Source organism: Micromonospora sp. WMMD1082, assembly GCF_029626175.1.
Lineage (GTDB): Bacteria > Actinomycetota > Actinomycetes > Mycobacteriales > Micromonosporaceae > Micromonospora.
The window spans coordinates 5,088,420-5,106,064 of record NZ_JARUBM010000002.1; the positions used below are offsets into that span (position 1 = coordinate 5,088,420).

At 72.4% G+C, this 17,645-nt stretch carries 13 protein-coding genes; 8 read left to right on the plus strand and 5 right to left on the minus strand.

The window, feature by feature from the left end:
- Window positions 1–41 precede the first annotated feature (41 nt).
- Together O7615_RS23460 and O7615_RS23465 are read left to right on the plus strand one after the other, a co-directional pair.
- Window positions 42–2,738: a glucosidase gene (locus tag O7615_RS23460; RefSeq protein WP_278179947.1), complete on the plus strand. Its 2,697-nt coding sequence runs from the start codon at window positions 42–44 to the stop codon at window positions 2,736–2,738.
- An 87-nt stretch (window positions 2,739–2,825) separates the two neighbouring features.
- On the plus strand, window positions 2,826–5,192 hold the full coding sequence (locus tag O7615_RS23465) for a helix-turn-helix transcriptional regulator (RefSeq protein WP_278179948.1): 2,367 nt from the start codon (window positions 2,826–2,828) through the stop codon (window positions 5,190–5,192).
- A 67-nt stretch (window positions 5,193–5,259) separates the two neighbouring features.
- Here the strand turns inward: O7615_RS23465 and O7615_RS23470 are convergent, their stop codons facing one another.
- Window positions 5,260–8,505 (minus strand): S8 family serine peptidase, encoded by a 3,246-nt coding sequence (locus tag O7615_RS23470; RefSeq protein WP_278179949.1) that lies wholly within the window; start codon window positions 8,503–8,505, stop codon window positions 5,260–5,262.
- A gap of 360 nt (window positions 8,506–8,865) precedes the next feature.
- Here O7615_RS23470 and O7615_RS23475 point away from each other — a divergent pair, with 360 nt between their 5' ends.
- The 4 genes from O7615_RS23475 (at window position 8,866) to O7615_RS23490 (ending at window position 12,811) form a co-directional block, all read left to right on the plus strand.
- Window positions 8,866–9,432, plus strand: a complete 567-nt coding sequence (locus O7615_RS23475) for a TetR/AcrR family transcriptional regulator (protein WP_278179950.1) — start codon at window positions 8,866–8,868, stop codon at window positions 9,430–9,432.
- A gap of 275 nt (window positions 9,433–9,707) precedes the next feature.
- A complete protein-coding gene (locus O7615_RS23480; RefSeq protein WP_278179951.1) occupies window positions 9,708–10,652 on the plus strand; it encodes an acetyltransferase in 945 nt (314 codons plus the stop codon).
- Window positions 10,653–10,752: 100 nt separating this feature from the next.
- Window positions 10,753–11,427, plus strand: a complete 675-nt coding sequence (locus O7615_RS23485) for an HAD family hydrolase (RefSeq protein WP_278182207.1) — start codon at window positions 10,753–10,755, stop codon at window positions 11,425–11,427.
- 184 nt (window positions 11,428–11,611) lie between these two features.
- Window positions 11,612–12,811, plus strand: a complete 1,200-nt coding sequence (locus tag O7615_RS23490) for a low temperature requirement protein A (RefSeq protein WP_278179952.1) — start codon at window positions 11,612–11,614, stop codon at window positions 12,809–12,811.
- Here the strand turns inward: O7615_RS23490 and O7615_RS23495 are convergent.
- From O7615_RS23495 to O7615_RS23510, 4 genes are all read right to left on the minus strand, one after another.
- Complete coding sequence (locus O7615_RS23495; protein WP_278179953.1) at window positions 12,804–13,073, minus strand: hypothetical protein; 270 nt, start codon at window positions 13,071–13,073, stop codon at window positions 12,804–12,806. The two genes, O7615_RS23490 and O7615_RS23495, sit on opposite strands and share 8 nt — an antisense overlap.
- 47 nt (window positions 13,074–13,120) lie before the next feature.
- Complete coding sequence (locus tag O7615_RS23500; protein ID WP_278182208.1) at window positions 13,121–13,552, minus strand: hypothetical protein; 432 nt, start codon at window positions 13,550–13,552, stop codon at window positions 13,121–13,123.
- Between the two features lie 189 nt (window positions 13,553–13,741).
- Window positions 13,742–14,449, minus strand: coding sequence for a VOC family protein (locus O7615_RS23505; RefSeq protein ID WP_278179954.1), 708 nt, complete (start codon window positions 14,447–14,449; stop codon window positions 13,742–13,744).
- 73 nt (window positions 14,450–14,522) lie between these two features.
- On the minus strand, window positions 14,523–15,101 hold the full coding sequence (locus tag O7615_RS23510; protein WP_278179955.1) for a DsbA family protein: 579 nt from the start codon (window positions 15,099–15,101) through the stop codon (window positions 14,523–14,525).
- 237 nt (window positions 15,102–15,338) lie between these two features.
- Between O7615_RS23510 and O7615_RS23515 the strand changes: the two genes are divergently transcribed.
- Window positions 15,339–16,628: an ABC transporter substrate-binding protein gene (locus O7615_RS23515; protein WP_278179956.1), complete on the plus strand. Its 1,290-nt coding sequence runs from the start codon at window positions 15,339–15,341 to the stop codon at window positions 16,626–16,628.
- The gene (locus O7615_RS23520; protein ID WP_278179957.1) at window positions 16,625–17,644 is read left to right on the plus strand and encodes a sugar ABC transporter permease; all 1,020 of its coding nucleotides are present in this window, start codon (window positions 16,625–16,627) and stop codon (window positions 17,642–17,644) included. The genes O7615_RS23515 and O7615_RS23520 overlap by 4 nt, the downstream gene beginning before the upstream one ends.
- Window position 17,645 lies beyond the last annotated feature (1 nt).

Below are 17,645 nucleotides of genomic sequence, written 5' to 3' on the forward strand. Positions count from 1 at the left end.
TTTCCTCCACCGGCGGCGGGGTGTAACACGACACGACGACAATGGCCGCTGTGGTGAAGTACCCCGGCGGCGTCGAAGATGTTCAGGTGATCATTGACGGTTCGCCCTCCGCCCCCGACGCCGAGCGGATCCGGCTCGCCCAGGCCGATGCCGGGGAGCAGGACTGGCGCGCATGGGGGCCCTATCTGTCCGAGCGGGCGTGGGGGACGGTACGGGAGGACTACAGCGAGCACGGCACGGCGTGGGACTACTTCCCCCACGACCACGCGCGGTCCCGAGCCTACCGGTGGTCCGAGGACGGCATGGCGGGCGTGTGTGACGACCGGCAGACGTTCTGTTTCGCCCTCGCGCTGTGGAACGGCCGCGACCCGATCATCAAGGAGCGGATGTTCGGCCTCGGCGGCGACGGCGGCAACCACGGCGAGGACGCCAAGGAATACTGGTGGTACGAGGACTCCACGCCCACCCACTCGTGGATGCGGTGGCGCTACCACTACCCGCAGGCCACCTTCCCATACGACGAACTGGTCGCGGTCAACGGCCTGCGCGGCCGCGACGACACCGAGTACGAGCTGGTCGACACCGGCATCTTCGACGACGACCGGTACTGGGCGGTGACCGTCGACTACGCCAAGGCCGGCCCGACCGACCTGTGCATCGTGGTGACCGTGGCCAACCGGGGCGACGAGGCCGAGCGGCTGCACGTGCTGCCGCACCTGTGGTTCCGCAACACCTGGTCGTGGGGGCTGCCCGGCGGTGACCGGGTGCCCCGGATCGCCGGCGCGGGGCGGCGGCTGGTCGGCGAGCACTGGGTGCTGGGGCAGATCACGCTCGACGGCGACGGCGACCCGACGCCGCTGCTCTGCGACAACGACACCAACACCGAGCGCCTCTGGGGGCTGCCCGGCCGTACCCCGTACCCGAAGGACGGCATCAACGACCACGTGGTCTCCGGCGCCGACACGGTCAACCCCGCGCGGGAGGGCACCAGGGGCGCCCTGCACTACGTGCTGGACGTGCCGGCCGGCGGCGAACGGCGGATCCGGCTGCGGCTGACCCGTACCGCACCGCCTCCGGGTGACGGCGACCCACCGCCGGCCGATCTGGGCGACGGCTTCGACGCGGTGGTGTGGGCGCGGCGCGCCGAGGCGAACCGCTTCTTCGACGGGGTGATCCCGGCCACGGCCAGCGCCGACGAGGCGTTGATCGCCCGGCAGGCCATCGCCGGGCTGATGTGGGGCAAGCAGTTCTACCACTTCGACGTCAAGCGGTGGCTGGCGGGCGATCCGGCCTCGACGCCGCCGGCCGGGCGCCGGCACGGCCGCAACAGCGCCTGGTGGCACATGACCAGCTTCGACGTGATCTCCATGCCGGACCCGTGGGAGTACCCGTGGTACGCGGCGTGGGACCTGGCCTTCCACTGCGTGAGCATCGCCCGGGTCGACCCCGGCTTCGCCAAGGAACAGCTGCTGCTCCTGCTGCGCGAGTGGTACCTGCACCCCAACGGCCAGATCCCCGCGTACGAATGGGCGTTCGGCGATGTCAACCCGCCGGTGCACGCCTGGGCCGCGTTGAAGGTGTTCGAGATCGACGGCAGCCGGGACCACGACTTCCTGGCCCGGATGATGCACAAGCTGCTGATGAACTTCACCTGGTGGGTCAACCGCAAGGACACCGGCGGCAACAACGTGTTCGAGGGCGGCTTCCTCGGGCTGGACAACGTCGGCCCGTTCGACCGGTCGGCGGCGCTGCCGGTGGCCGGGGTGCTGGAGCAGTCCGACGGCACCGGCTGGATGGCGATGTACGCGCTCAACCTGCTCGACATCGCCGTCGTGCTGGCCGAGCACGACCGCACCTGGGTGGACACCGCGACGAAGTTCTTCGAGCACTTCGCCTACATCGCCGCGGCGGCGTACTCGCAGGGGCTCTGGGACGACGAGGACGCGTTCTTCTACGACGTGCTGCGGCTGGCCGACGGCACCAAGGTGCCGCTGAAGGTGCGTTCGGTGGTGGGGCTGCTGCCGCTGGCCGCGGTGACCCGGCTGACCGCGCGTACCCTGCACCGGCTGCCGGAGCTGGGCGCACGGCTGCGCTGGTTCCTGACCAACCGGCCCGAGTACGCCTCGGTCATCGGCGCCCGGCGGCTCGGGCCGGACGGGCGCCAGCAGCGGCTGCTGTCCATGTGCGGCCCGGAGCAGGTGGTCCGGCTGCTCGCCCGGATGCTGGACACCGAGGAGTTCCTCTCCGAGTACGGCCTGCGGACGCTCTCCCGCGCGCACCTGGACAAGCCGTTCGCGGTGACCCTGGGCGGGCAGGAGTTCTGCGTCGGCTACGAGCCGGCCGAGTCGACCAGCGGGCTGTTCGGCGGCAACTCCAACTGGCGCGGCCCGATCTGGATGCCGACGAACTTCCTGCTGATCAGCGCGTTGCGCGACTACGCGGCGTTCTTCGGCGACGACCTCCAGGTGGAGTACCCGACCCGCTCCGGGGTGAAGAAGACCCTCGACGAGATCGCCGACGACCTCTCCGCCCGGCTGATCGCGCTGTTCACCCGCGACGGGTGGGGCCGCCGGCCGATCTACGGTGCGGCGCAACTGTTCCAGACCCACCCGGACTGGCGGGACCTGATCGCGTTCCCGGAGTACTTCCACGGGGACAACGGCGCCGGTCTCGGTGCCTGGCACCAGACAGGCTGGACGGCCCTGGTCGCCGACCTCATCCTCACCCTGCGCCGCTGAGCGGGCCCGGTCGCTCGCCCGGTGCCGCTCGCCCGGGCGGCGTGGGATGATCGGCCACATGCCGCCGGTACCCGATCCGCGCCCCCGGTGACCGAGCCGAACCGCTTCGGTCTGCTGCTGCGCCGGCACCGTACCGGCGCGGGGCTGACGATCGAGGAGTTGGCCGAGGCGTCGCGGGTCAGCATCCGGGCGATCGGCGACATGGAGCGCGGGCGCAGCCGGGTACCGCAACGGCGTACCGTCGAGGCGCTGGTCCGGGCGCTGAGGCTCTCGGAGGGCGCCGCCACCGCCCTGCGGGACAGCGCCCGTGCCGGCCGTCGCGTCGACCGGCCGGCGCCGGCGCTGGCGCCACCCCGGGCGGTCGCCGACTTCACCGGCCGGCAGGCGGAGTTGACCTGGTTGGGCGAACGGGTCGCGCGCGGTACCGCGCCCGGGGACCGGCCGGACGCCCCGGTGGTCGCGGTCGTCTCCGGGCCGCCCGGCCTGGGCAAGACCGCGCTGATCGTGCAGGCCGCGGCCCGGTACGCCGGATCGTTCCCCGACGGGGTGCTCTTCGTCGACCTGCGCGGCCTCGACGCCGACCCGCCGCACCCCGGCGAACTGCTGCTCCGCCTGCTGACCGCGCTGGGCGTGGAGGAGACCCGGGTCGCGGGCGACGAGCACGCGCGGGGCGCGCAGTACCGGGCACTGCTGCGCGAGCGGCGCTGCCTGCTGCTGCTCGACAACGCCGCCGACGAGGCGCAGGTGCGCCCCCTGCTGCCGGGCACCGGGAGCACGATGACGATCATCACCAGCCGGCGGGCGCTGGCCGGGTTGGAGGCGGTCGACCGGCTCACCCTGCCGGCCCTCACCGGGGGTGAGGCCGTCAGCCTGCTGCAACGGATCGTCGGTACGGGACGCGCCGCCGCCGAGCCGGACGCCCTGCTGCTCGGCCTCGCGCGGGCCTGTGGGCAGCTGCCGCTGGCGCTGCGGATCGCCGGCAACCGCCTGCTCAGCCGCCCGGACTGGAGCATCGGGTACCTGCTGTCCCGACTGTCCGACCAGGACGATCGACTGGATCTGCTGGTCGCCGGGGACCTCCAGATCGCGGCGCCGTTCATGCTCTCGTACCGGCAGCTGTCCGCCGCCGCCGCGCGGACCTTCCGGCGGCTGTCGGTGATCCCCGGCCCGGACGCGGGCCCGGAACTGGCCGCCCGGGCGGCCGGCCTCGGCCGCCGCGAGACCGAGGCGGCCCTGGAGGAGTTGGCCGAACTCGGCCTGCTTCAGCCGGCCACCGACGGCCGCTACCGGTTCCACGACCTGCTGCGGCTGTTCGCCCGGGCCCGGCTGGCGGCCGAGGAGAGCGCGGCCGCGCGGCGCGACATCTCCGACCGCGTGGTCACCTGGCTGCTCGACACCGCGGTCGCCGCCGGACGATGGTTCGAACCGGGGTACGCCGACGGCGCCCCCGCCTCCGTCCCGGCCCCCGCACCGGCTCAGCGGTCCGGGCCGGCTGAGGGGTCCGGGCCGGCGGGTGGGTCCGGGCCGGCCGGTCCACCGTGGACGACGGCGGAGGACGCCGGTCGCTGGATCGAGCGGGAGAGCCGCAACTGGCTCGGCGCGCTGCGGGAGGCCGCCGCCGCCGGCCGGCACGCCGAGGTGATGACGGTCGCCGACTCCATGCACTGGTTCTCCGACCGGTGGACGCACTGGGAGCACTGGCTGGAGGTGTACCAGCTCTCGGCGGCCTCGGCCGAGGCGCTCGGTGACCTTCGCGGCCGGGCCGTTCACCTGAACTACGTCTCGTGGGCGTTCACGGCCTGCGCGATGCGCCCGGACCGTGCCGAGGAGCCGGCCCGGGAGGCGCTGCGCCTGGCCGCCGCCGCGGGCGACCCCAGCCAGCAGGGCTGGGCGTGGACCTACCTCGGGGCGGCGGCCCGCCGCCGGGGCGACGCCGCCCAGGCGCAGGAGGCCGCCGCGCAGGCCCTGCCGTTGTTCGAGGCCGGCGCCGACTGGGACGGCTACGCGCAGGGACTGTCGCTGCTGGCCGGCAGCCTGGCCGGGGCGGGCCGGCACCGGGAGGCCATCGCGCAGTACCGTCGATTGGCGGACCTGCTGGCCGACCCGGGCCGGGCACCGTCCCCGCTGATCGGGGACGTCACCGCCGGTCATCTGCACCTGAACGTCGGCCTGAGCCAGCTGGCGCTGCGACGGTGGGCGGCCGCCGCGACCAGCTTCCGGGCGGCGCTGCCCCTGCTCCAGCGGGCCGGGATACGGCAGAGCGAGGCGCGATGCCGGTACGGGCTGGGTACCGCCTCGGCCCGGCTGGGACGGGCCGACGAGGCCCGGGGCGAGCTGCGACGAGCGGCCCGGATCGCCCGCCGTGTCGGGCCGACGGATCTGGTGGACCTGGTGGAGCTGGCGCTGCGCCGGCTCGCCGAACCCGGGCCGCCGGCGAGTCGACGGGCACTCTGAACGGCGGGCCTTCGGAACGGCGGCGGCCGGGCAGGTCGTGCCCGGCCGCCGCGCGTCCGTCACCGGTCTACCTGACCTCGTAGGCCCGGTAGACCGTGGTGGTGACCCGGTTGCCCGCCGTGTCGACGGCGGTGGCCCGCAGCGACACGAAGCCCGACCGACCCTTCGGGTGTCGCACCGAGGCGGTGTACGCCCCGGCCCGCGTGGTAACCGGTGCCGGCGCCCAGGTACGACCGTCGTCGTACGACACCGACACCGTTGCCGAGCGCACCCGGCCGGCGGTCTCCTGCTGGGCGAAGGTCAGCGGGATGCTCAGCGGGCCGCCCGCCCGGGCGGTGTTGTCCAGCGCCAGCGTGGGCCGGAGACCGATCGAGGTGAGCGGCAGCGCCCCCGGCCGGTCGGCGGAGGTGGTGAAGGTCCACTCCGTCTCCACCCGTCGGGACAGCCGGTACGGCTCGGGCAGGTCGAACACGTACCGCATCCGGTAGCTCGCCGGCTCCGGGGCCACCTCCCACGAGCCGTAGAGGTAGTCGTACTCGCCCAGCAGCGTGCCGCCCCGGTGCAGGGTGAGTTCGTGATGGTTCATCGCGTACGGCAGGCCCAGGTGGCCGGCCCCGTCGGTGTAGTTGGTCAGGGCGGCCCGGATGGTGTTGCCGTCCCGCACCACGGCCGGTGAGCCGGGGTACTCCGGGGTCAGGGTGGCGTTGAGCACCGCCGGGTTCCACCGCTCGTCGAAGCGGTCACCGGCCCGGTAGGCGACCTCCGTCGGCTTCGCCAGGGCGAGCGTCAACAGGTCGTCGGCGACGGTCCGCTCCCAGATGCCGGATCGCCAGCGCACGTCGCCGGTGTAGTACTCGGTACGCCGTCCCGGCGTCGGCACCGCCGGCAGTTGGCTGCTCAACGCGTACACGACGTCCGGATCGGGGGTGCTGTTGATCCGCCACGCCGCCACGCCGGTCGCGTTCCGCGCGTACTCGGCGTGCACGGTGGCGAGGGTGCGCTTCGGGACGTGCCGGACCAAGCCGGTGATGAAGGAGCCCTTGACCCGCCAGGCGAGCTGGTAGACGTCCGCTGCCCGGTCCCGTCGGGTGGGGCCCTGGAAGACCGCGTGCACCTGGGTGGTCACGCCCGGCAGGCCGGTCGGACCGAGGTCCGCAGTGAGGATCTTCGACGGCGTGCCCGAGACACTCGCGTACGTCCAGACCTGGTCGGTGACGCGCTGCACCATGACCGACGCGTCGTAGGGCCGCGCGGCGGGGTCGGGGACGGTGATGTCCAGCGGTCGGGCCTTACGCGCGTCGAGCACCACCTCCCGGTTGGTGTCGGCGACGATCCGGTTGTTGGTCAGGAGCGCGACGGTGCCGTCGGGGTTCTCGACGTACGCGGAGAGCTGCCAGGAGCTGTGCAGCGGCACCCGTACCGACGCGTTGGCGGTGTAGAACGTGTGGCTGGTGTAGCTGCGCGGGTCCACCAGCTCGATCAGCACGGTGTCGGGGGCCCGGCCGTCGCGGTCCAGGGTGGAGATGGTCAGGCTCGCCGCCGGCTCCTCGTGGTAGACGCTGAACGGCGTCTGCAGCGTCACGCCGTCGCCGGTGGCCACCAGCCGCCCCCGGTAGAGGCCGTACGAGGTGCTGGCCCGCTCGTCCACGGTGACCTGGACGGTCGCGTCACCGCCCGCCGGGACGGTCAGGGTGCTGGCGCCGAGGGTCAGCAGCCCCGGCGGGGCGTCGCCGTCCAGGGCGAGGTCCAGCGTCACCGGGCGATCGCCCCGGTTGTGGTAGGTCATGGTCCGGGTGCTCGGTTCCTCGACGTGCGGCCAGTCGAGCACCCCGATGCTGAGCGACGCCGGCGCGACGGTCACCGGCTGGCTCATCGCGCCGGCCACGTCGACGAAGCCGGCGCCCTGGGCGAACACGTCGTACGCCGGGTTGGGCGCCGCCGCGGCCATCAGCGTCTCCTTGATCCGGTTGGCCTTCCACCCCGGATTGGCCTGGGTCAGCAGGGCGGCAGCGCCGGCCACGTGCGGCGTCGCCATCGAGGTGCCGGTGGCGGGGAAGTACGGCCCGGCCGGCAGGTGGTCGAGCGCGCTCGGTGACCGCGCCGCGGTGATCTCGGTGCCGGGCGCGCCGATGTCCGGCTTGAGGCCGTAGTCGCCGACCCGTGGGCCGCGCAGCGACGACCAGTTCAGCTCACCGGCCTTGTCCACGTTCGCCACCGACAGCGCCGCGTCGGCGGTCGACGGTGAACTGACCCGGGCCTGCCAGCCGTCGTAGTTGCCGGCGGCGATGACGAACAGCGTGCCGTACTCGGCGGTCAGGTCGTTGACGGCCTGCTCCAGCGGGTCGACACCGGGCTCGTCCGGCCCACCGAGGCTCATGTTGACCACCGCCGCCCCCGACTCGGCGGCCCACTGCATGGCGGCGATGATGGCCGAGTCGGAGCAGAGACCCCGCCCCTGCACGTTCCAGCAGACCTTGCCGTCGAGCAGGGTCGCGCCGGGCGCCACGCCGACGTGCCTGCCGTCCGAGGCGGCGCCGCTGCCGGCGATCGTCGACGACACGTGGGTGCCGTGGCCGTTGAGGTCCAGCGCGGTCTCGTACTCGGGTACGAAGTTGCGCCGGGCCGCCACCCGGCCGGCCAGGTCGGGGTGGCTGTCGTCGATGCCGGTGTCGAGCACCGCGACCTTCACACCGGTGCCGTCGTACCCGGCCGACCAGGCGGTCGGCGCGCCGATCATCGGCACGCTGACGTCCAGCGTCGACCGGCGGACACCGTCGGCCCAGATCTTGCCCCGCGTCAACGACGTGCGGGTGGTCTGCCAGCTGGCGGCGAGGTCGGTGACGGGCACCTTCGTGGCGAAGCCGTCGACCGCCGCGAGTGTGCGTCCGGTGGCGATGCCGCGTACGGCCGTCGCGTCGGAGACCACCAGGGGCAGGTAGGACAGCTCGTCGAAGCCGAACTCCAGCAGGGTGGTGACGTTGAACAGGCGCTCGTCCAACCGGTCGGCCTTCAACAACGCGATGGCGTCGGACGGAATGACGTAGTCGGAGCGGTCCCGTTGCAGGCGTACGAAGTGGACGCCCTCGCGGGGAGCGACGGTCACCTCCGTGCCGCGCACGGTGACCTGGTCGCCGGTGATCAGGGTCAGCGTCCGGGCCGGGCCGGCGTCGCCGGTCCCGGGCGCCGCCGCGGCCGGCGGTGCCGACGGCGCTGGTGCGGCGGTGGGTTGGGCGGCGGCGGGCGGGACTCCGACCAGCAGAGTCGCCAGGACGGCGCCGAGCGCGCCGTACGTCAGAAGGCGGCGTTGTCGCATGGGGGTCGTCTCCACTCCGGGTCGATCGGCGGTGGCCGATCGGTCTACAGGGGCACCGGAATGAGGTCACCCATACGTTTCGTGGTGGCGGCGGCACGGTGCCGCCGTCGTTTCACCGGCGGGGGCGATCGCGGCGCCGGGCGACATCGCGGCAGCTCAGCGCGTTGCTCGCGGAGTGGTGCTGTGAGCTTCACCATGGCAGCGGGCGCGCTTTCCGCCCCGACTTCTGCCGGTCGTTCTGCCACCCGTCGAGCGGCTGGGCGTTTCGTTACCGACCGCCTGGCACGCTGAGCTGTGGATTCAGTCGCCAATCCGTCGCGATGGGCTGACGCCGCTGGTCGCGGGGCTAGCATCGGCGGCGTGTCCGGAGCAGACGAACCAGGCACCGGGCGGGACGCGATCGTCGCCACCGCCGGGCAGTTGGCCGAGGCCGAGGGCTGGGCGGCGGTGACCACCCGCCGGCTGGCCGAACGCGCCGACATCGACCTCGGCACCTTCTACGAGTGCTTCGCCGACCGGGACGCGGTGATCGCCGCGGTCGCGGTGCGCGGCTTCGCCGACCTGGCGGCCACGCTGGGCGCCGCGCGTACGGCGGTCGACCGCCCGCCCGAGGTCTGGCCGGCGGTGATGGCGGCCTATCTGGACTTCGCGTACGCCAACCCCGAGGTGTACGACGCGATGTTCGCCCACACCCCGGAGCTGATCCTCGGCGCCGAGCAGGTGCCCGAGACGGTCGCGGCGGCCTTCGGTGAACTGCGCGCGGCGCTGAGCGCGCTGGCCGCCGGGCGGGACGCCGACACCCTCGCCGAGCTGGGCTGGAGCCTGCTGCACGGCATGGTGATGCTCACCCGAGGCGGCCGCCTACGCCCCGAAGCCCAGGAACAACGCGAGCACCTGCTAGCCCGCCACCCCCTAAACCTCCTCTAACCACCCCACCCTTCCCGCCCCCATCCCCACCTCGTCGATCTTGCACTCTCGGTCGGCACTTCGCCCCTTTCGTTCCCTTTGCCGGGGCAAGAAGTGCAAGATCGACGGGGCGGGTGCTGGCGGCGGGTGTTGCGGGGCGGGGGTGTGGCGTAGGTTCTGGGTACGCCGTCGTGACTGGAGGGAGGTCAGAACAATGTTCGATGTTCTGCGCCCCCTCCGCGGACCGGCGTTCACGCGGATCTGACCGGGGCGTCGCGCTTCCCGGAGGATCACACATGACCGATCTGGTCATCCGCCCGCTCGTCGCGGGCGAGGAGGAACTGTTCGACTCGATGCCCGACCCGCTGCCGCAACTGCGACAGACCAGCTACGCCGACGGGATCGCCGGCGGCGGCTACCGGCCCGAGCACACCTGGATCGCACTGCGCGCCGGCCGGGTGGTCGGCCGGGCCGCGTGGCTGCTGCCGCCCGGGTCCGTCGGCGACCCATGGTTGGAGCGCTTCGACCTGGACCTCGCCGTGGACGACCTGGGCCCCGGCTGGAACGTCGATGCCGCGCCGAGGGCTGGTGCCGCCGCGGAGGTCGGTGCCGCGTTGCTGCGCGCCGCCCACGAGGCGCTCGGCGGTCCGAAGGTGTACTACGCGTCCCTGCCGGCGTACTGGCGTCGGCAACCGCAGGTGCGGGCGGTGGCCGAGGTGTCGATGGCGGCGGCCCGGCGCGCGGGCCTGGTCGAGCAGGGGGAGCGGTTGAGGTGCAGCTGGACGGGCGGGCCGCTGCCGGCCTCCGCCGGCCGGTTCTCCTTCCGCCCGGCCGCCGGTGCGGCGGAGATCAACGACCTGGTGGCCCGCATCGCCGAGCCCGTCGTGCTGACCGGTGCCGAGACGGCGCGGGTGGTCGCCGGGGTGGATCTGGCCCGTGATCCGCTGGCCTGGCTGGCCGGCACGCCGCTCGGGAACTGGCGCGTGGCGCTGGCCGGTGACGAGCCGGTGGGCTTGGCAGGGCCGACGGCGGACGCCTGCTACCCGATGATCGCCTACCTGGGGCTGCTGGACGAGGCGGCCCGGGGCGAACTGCTGGCCGACGCGGTCGCGACGCTGGCCGCCGAGGGGGCGTACGAGGTGGTCGCCGACGTGGACGCGCACCGGGTGGCGGTGGTGGCGGAACTGGAGCGGACCGGCTTCCGGCGGCTCCGCTCCCGGGTGGCCTTCGCGCCGGCCTGAGCCGGCCGAGCCGGCCCCGGATTATCGGTCGCCGGTCGCGGGGGTGTCGCCTAGAGTCCGGCGGGTGGTGGACGACCGGGTGCTGATCGAGCCGGGCCGGGTGCTCGTCTTCGACGCCGACGACACGCTCTGGGAGAACAACGTCGTCTTCGAGCGGGTGATCGACGACTTCCTGGCGTGGCTGGCGCATCCGACCCTGGACCGGCGACAGATCCGGGCCGTCCTCGACGACATCGAGCGGGCCAACGCCCTCACCCACGGGTACGGCAGCAAGGTCTTCCTGCGCAGCCTGCGGGAGTGCCTGGAACGGCTGCGCCAGCGGCCGGCGACCGAGGCGGAGCGCCGCGAGATCGACGAGTTGGCGGTGGCGCTGGTGAATCACCAGGTCGAGCTGATGCCCGGGGTGGCCGACGCGTTGGACGAGTTGGCCGGCCGGCACGAGTTGCTGCTGCTGACCAAGGGCGAGCGCGAGGAACAGCAGCGCAAGCTGGACGCCTGCGGGCTGCTGCACCACTTCACGGCCGCGCACATCGTGCCGGAGAAGAACGTCGAAACCTACCGGTGGCTGGTCCGGGAGCACGCCGTCGACGCCTCCCGGGCGTGGATGATCGGCAACTCGCCCCGCTCGGACATCCTGCCCGCCCGGGCGGCCGGTTGGCAGGCGGTGTTGATCCCGAACGCCAACACCTGGGTGCTGGAGCACGACGAGCTGGATCCGGCGGACGCCGGCGTGCTGCACCTGACCGCCTTCCCGGACCTGCTGCGCCACTTCTGACAGTGACGCCGCCCGCCCGCGTCGGCCACGTCGGCGGGCCGGGTCGGTCACGCTGCCCGCCCGCGCCGGTCACGTCGCCCGGCCGGGTCGGCCATGTCGGACGGGCCGCGTCGGCCGGGTCCTCAGTGGGCGGAATTCCACCAAGTCCGCCAACCCGGAGGTGCGATCGCGCAGGATAGGGCCGATGGCAGGAGGTGAGGTGTCGGGGGAGCAGCTACCGCGGATACTCCGTAAGCGGGGCGACGCCGAGTATCCGACGTTCGTCGAGCTCTTCTTCGACCTGGCCTACCTCTTCATATTCCTCCGCCTCGCCGAGAGCCTGATGGCGGACGAGAGTCCGTGGGCACTGGCGCAGACCGCGGTGATGCTGCTCGCGGGGTGGTGGGTCTGGGTGCTCACCGCCTGGCTCACCGACCTGTTCGATCCCCGGGTACCGGTCATCCGGAACCTCGTCATGGCGGTCGCGGTCGGTGCGATCGTGATGGCGACCGCCATGCCGGAGGCGTTCCACGGGCACGGCATCGTCTTCGTGTCGGCGTACTTCGCCATTCATCTGGCGCGCGACTTCGTGCTCATTCCGGGAACCCGGGTCAACCCCGACATCCAGGCGCGCAGCATACGAGTCTTCTTCTGGCTAGGGGTCAGCGCGGTGCCGTGGCTGGCCGGGGCGCTCATCGGCGGCCGGGCCCAACTCGTGCTCTGGACCGTCGCGGTCGTGATCGACTACGGCTCGGCGCGGATCGGCTGGCCCACCCCACGACTCGGCCGTACCGACCTGGCCAGCCGGATCTTCACCGCCCCCCACCTGGCGGAACGGCATCGGCAGATCGTCATCATCGCGTTCGGCGAACTCATCCTGGCCGCCAGCATGGGGTTCGCCGCCAGTGACTTCAGCGCGTCGCAGATCGTCGTGTTCGCGCTGAGCATCGGTAGCGTGATCCTGCTGTTCCAGTTGTACTTCGAGCAGATACACAGCTTGCTGGAGCCGGAGGCGGCGGCGCGGGTGGAACTCATCCGGCTCGGCACCTTCGCCTCCTACTGGCACCTGATGATGGTCGCGGGAGTCGTCTGCATCTCCGCGGGCGCGCGTACCATCGCCGACGAGCCCGTCGCCGAGGTGTCGGTCACCCGGACCCTCATCGTGCTGGCCGGACCCGCCCTGTTCCTCCTCGGGTCCTGCCTGTTCGACTGGTCGGTGACCGGCCGGCTGCCCTGGGTCCGGGTGGTCGGTGCGCTCGCCGCGTTGGCCGTGACGCCCGTGGTGCATCCGTTGCCCGCGTTGACGATCATGATCGCGGTCGACGTGATCCTGTTGCTGACGCTGACCGTCGAGGTGCTGATGAAACGGTTCGCCTCCGGCCCGGCCCCGGCCAGCCTCAGGTGACCTCGCCCCGGACGATGGCGACCGCGACCCGGCACAACTCGTCCATGTCGGGCTCGAAGCCGGCCGCGATGTCGGGGTGCAGGCCGGCGCGGGTCTCGTCGAGCAGCCGCTGGCAGACCTGCTCCACCGGCTCACCGGCGTAGCTGTCGCGGACCCGGTCGGCGGCCACCTGCAGGGCAGAGGTCAGCTGCTCCTCCAGCGGCCCGCGCAGCTTCTCCTGCACGGGGTCACGGGGATCCAGCGAGACATGTGGCTCCGACATCGGTGCTCCCTTCCTCGGCGGCTGCGGTACCCCACCTCGGCCGCCGGTCAAACCCTGTCCGGTACGGCGGCGACGCGAATCTGGTACGAGAACTCCTCGGCCGGCTCCTCGACGTACGACAGCCGGCGGATCTGCTTGTCGTCGTCGTAGAGCGCGACGTCGACCAGCACGCCGAGGTGGGCCAGACCGATGCTGGAGACCCGCTTCTTGTCCTGGAGCACCGCGCACACCCCACCGAGCAGCGTGCTGGCATCGGCGGTGCGGTGCCCGGGCGGGCAGCGTAGGGTCAGGTCGATCTCGATCGGGCCGGACAGTGGCGTCCAGCCGGTCTGCTGCGCGGCCGCGCAGGCGGCGTGCAGCAGCGCGCGTACCCTCGTCGCCTGCCGGTGCCCGGCGGCGAAGATGGACAGCGCCTCGGTCTTGACCGGTGGCAGGCCGCTCACCTCGAACGTCAGGGTGAGAGCGCGGGTGTCCTGCACCACGGCGGCACCTCCTCGTTGGGACGATCCTGCCCAACCGGCATGCCGGTGAGGGGCTGTTCCCGGGAGAACCAACCGATCGGGCGGGTCGGGGTCGGCCGGTGGCGTATCGACGGCGACGGCGTACGCGCTGACGGCGAAACGTGTTAAACGCTAGTCCACCCGACGGTTACCCGGTAGCGCCACCGGTCAATCGGTGGGACTCGGCGGGAAGGCGCAGAACTCGTTGCCCTCCGGGTCGGCCAGTATCCACCAGCTCACCGCGTCGTCCGGCTCCCGCAGCAGGCGGGCGCCGGCACCGATCAGCGCGGTCGGCTCGGGGTCGGTCAGGTCGACATCCCAGTGCATCCGGTTCTTGACGGACTTGCGTTCGGGAACCGCGTTGAAGATCCAGTAGTCCCAGGGGAAACCGGCCGCCCCGACGAGCGTGGCGTACCCCTTGTCGCCGTCGCGGACCTCACCGCCGACGACGCCGGCCCACCAGGCGGCCTGGGCGGCCGGGTCGGTGGAGTCCACGATCATCTCGAACGGCCCGGTGCCGGTGGCGCCCTCGCCGGGCGGGATGCCGCAGAACCGGTTGCCCTCCGGGTCGGCCAGCACCCACCAGTCGGTCTCCGAGTCCGGCTCGCGGACCAGCCGCGCGCCGGCCGCCAGCAACGCCGCCGGGCTCGCCTCCGCCAGCCGCAGATCCAGGTGTACGCGGGTCTTGACGGTACGCGGCTCGGGCACCCGGTTCACCCAGATCGACTCGGCGCTGGACCGGGCCGGGCGCGGATCGATCCGGGTGTCGCCGTCGCCGGTGTCGACCACGTTGGCGTCGAGGATGCGAGCCCAGAACCCGCCGAGGGCGTGCGCGTCGGCGGCGTCGAGACAGAGATCCTTGAAGCGGGCGAGCATACCCAGATCATGCCCCCTGCCACCGACATCCGCAGGCCGTCGGCGTGCGGGCCGGCGTCTGCACCCCGGAGGCTCAGTGGCGGGCGCGCTTGAGTTCGTGGAAGGCCGGCATGCGCATCAGCGGCAGGATGCTGTCCCACAGGACCAGGGCGTCCTCGGCGCCGGGTACCTCGGTGAGGATCGGGCCGTGCAGGCCCCGGTCGGCGCCGGCAACCATCAGCACCGGGGAGCCGATGTCCGGCCCGGCCGAGGCGTACGCCAGGGAGTGCGAGGCGTGCACCTCGGCGTCCCAGCGTGCGTCGTCGAGGGCGGCTGCCGCGTCGTCGAGCCCGGCCGCCTCGACGGCTGCCGCCACCAGTTTGCCGCTCGGCGGATTGCCGGCGTCGTGCGTGCGGGCGCCCAGTTCGGCGTAGAACCGGCCGACGTCGTCGTGGCGGCCCCCGGCCCGCAGCGCCTCCACCAGCCGTAGGGCGCGGGTCGAGGCGGTCATCGCCTCGGCGTACTCGGGCGGGACCTTCCCGTCGTTGAGGATGCCCAGGCTGAACGCCCGCCACTCGATGCGCAGGTCACGGGCCTCGGCGACGCTCACCAGCCAGCGGGACGTACGCCAGGTCCAGGGGCAGATCGGGTCGAAGAAGAAGGTAGCGTCCACCGCCCGACAGTAGCGCCCGCCGGCGGCGCCGGCGGACGGCGTGACGTGGACCACAGCGCCGGATGTTTGAAGCGGCCTCAGCTGGGTCAGGTTTCGTGACTTCGCAGGTCGGGCAGTGTTGCAGCCACGAGCCGTAGGGGACCGTGAACCAGCAGGTCACATGCCCTGGCCGGCTTGCCGTGCGCCGGGGCACGGAGACCTCTCCGGCGGTTTGCCGACAGACGAGGGGAGGGGTCCATGAGCTGGCGGAGCGAGGCGGCCGGCGGGCGGCGTCGACCCCGCGTACGCGTGGCGGCGACGGCCGCGGCGCTGACGCTGGTGGCGCCGATGGCGGCCTGTGCCTCGGGCGGGGACGGCGGTACGCCGACGATCAACCTGTACTACCCGCCGGAGGAGAACCTGCAGCAGGTGGTCGACCGGTGCAACACCGAGGCCGACGGGCGGTACCGCATCGTCAACCGGGTGCTGCCGCGGGAGGCCGACGAGCAGCGGGTGCAGATGGTGCGGCGGCTCGCGGCCGAGGACAACGGCATGGACGTGCTGGGTCTCGACGTCACCTGGACGCAGGAGTTCGCCAGCGCGAACTGGATTCTGGAGTGGACCGGGCAGGACCGCGCCGAGGTGGAGGAGGGCACCCTCGATGGCCCGCTGGAGACCGCCCGGCACGAGGACAAGCTCTACGGGGCGCCGAAGAACACCAACACCCAGCTGCTGTGGTACCGCAAGGACCTGGTGCCCGAGCCGCCGTCCACCTGGGACGAGATGATCTCGATGGCGCAGCGGCTGCGGGAGCAGGGCCAACCGCACCAGGTGCTCACCATGGGCGCCCAGTACGAGGGGCTGGTCGTGCTCTACAACACCCTCGTCGCCAGCGCCGGCGGCGCCATCCTCAACGACGACGGCACCGAGTCCGTGGTGGACGACGGTGCCGTGCGGGCCCTGGAGGTGCTGCGGAACTTCGCCACCTCCGGGGTGACCTCACCGTCGTTCAGCAACGCCATGGAGGACCCGGTACGGCTGGAGTTTCAGGCCGGCAGCGGCGCGTTCCAGGTGAACTGGCCGTTCGTCTATCCGGCGATGCAGGAGGCCAATCCGGAGCTGGCCGAGCGGGTCGCCTGGGCGCGGGTGCCCGGTATCGACGAGGGGACGCCGAGCCGGGTGACCATCGGCGGGATCAACCTCGCGGTCAGCCGCTACTCCGAGCACCCGGCGGAGTCCTTCGAGGCGGCCAGGTGCCTGCGCAACGCGGAGAACCAGAAGTTCTCCGCGATCAACGACGGGGTGCCGCCCACGATCGAGAGCGTCTACGACGACCCGGAGATGGACGAGGCGTACCCGATGAAGGAGACCATCCTGGAACAGCTGCGGGATCCGGCGGTGCGGCCGCTGACCCCCGCGTACCAGAGCATCTCCACCGTGACCTCGGCGATCCTGTCGCCGCCGTCGGCGATCGACCCGCAGGCGACCGCGGACGAGTTGCGCGACGCCGTCGCCGCCGCCCTGGAGTCGAGGGGAGTCCTGCCGTGAGCGAGCGCAGCGCGAATGCCAGCCCGGCCGGCGCGGCCAGCCCGGACGTCGCGGCGGACGGGACCGAGACCCGCGACGGCCGGCCGGCGACGGTGCCGGCCCAGCGTGCCGCCAACCGGCGCGGCCGGGTGCCGCTGAGCGAGAACAAGCGGGCCGAGCGCAAGCTGGGCCTGTTGCTGTGTGCCCCGGCGGCGCTGGTCATGCTCGCGGTGACCGCCTATCCGATCCTGTACTCGGTGTGGCTGTCGCTACAGCGCTACGACCTGCGCTTCCCCGCCGAGCGGGAGTTCGTCGGGCTACAGAACTACGTCACGGTGCTCAGCAACGAGTTCTGGTGGACGGCGTTCGGGGTGACCATGCTGATCACCGTGGTCACCGTGGCCGTGGAGCTGGTGCTCGGCATGGGCCTGGCGCTGATCATGCACCGGACGCTGGTCGGGCGGGGCATCGTACGGACCTCGGCGCTGATCCCGTACGGCATCGTCACGGTCGTCGCCGCGTTCTCCTGGCGGTACGCGTGGACGCCCGGCACCGGCTACCTGGCCAACCTCTTCTCCGACGGTGCGCCGCTGACCGAGCGGGCCAGCTCGCTGGCGATCATCATGCTGGCGGAGATCTGGAAGACCACGCCGTTCATGGCGCTGCTGCTGATGGCGGGCCTGGCGCTGGTGCCGGAGGACCTGCTCAAGGCCGCCTCCACCGACGGCGCCACCGCGTGGCAGCGGTTCACCAAGGTGATGCTGCCGGTGATGAAGCCGGCGATCCTGGTGGCGCTGTTGTTCCGCACCCTGGACGCGTTCCGGGTCTTCGACAACATCTACGTGCTCACCGGCGGGGCGAACGAGACCTCGTCGGTGTCGATGATCGCCTACAACAACCTGATCCGGGGCCTGAACCTCGGCATCGGCTCGACCATGTCGGTGCTGATCTTCATCGCCGTGGCGATCATCGCGTTCGTCTTCGTGAAGCTGTTCGGTACCGCTGCCCCCGGCAGCGACGACGGGGAGAGGCGTTGAC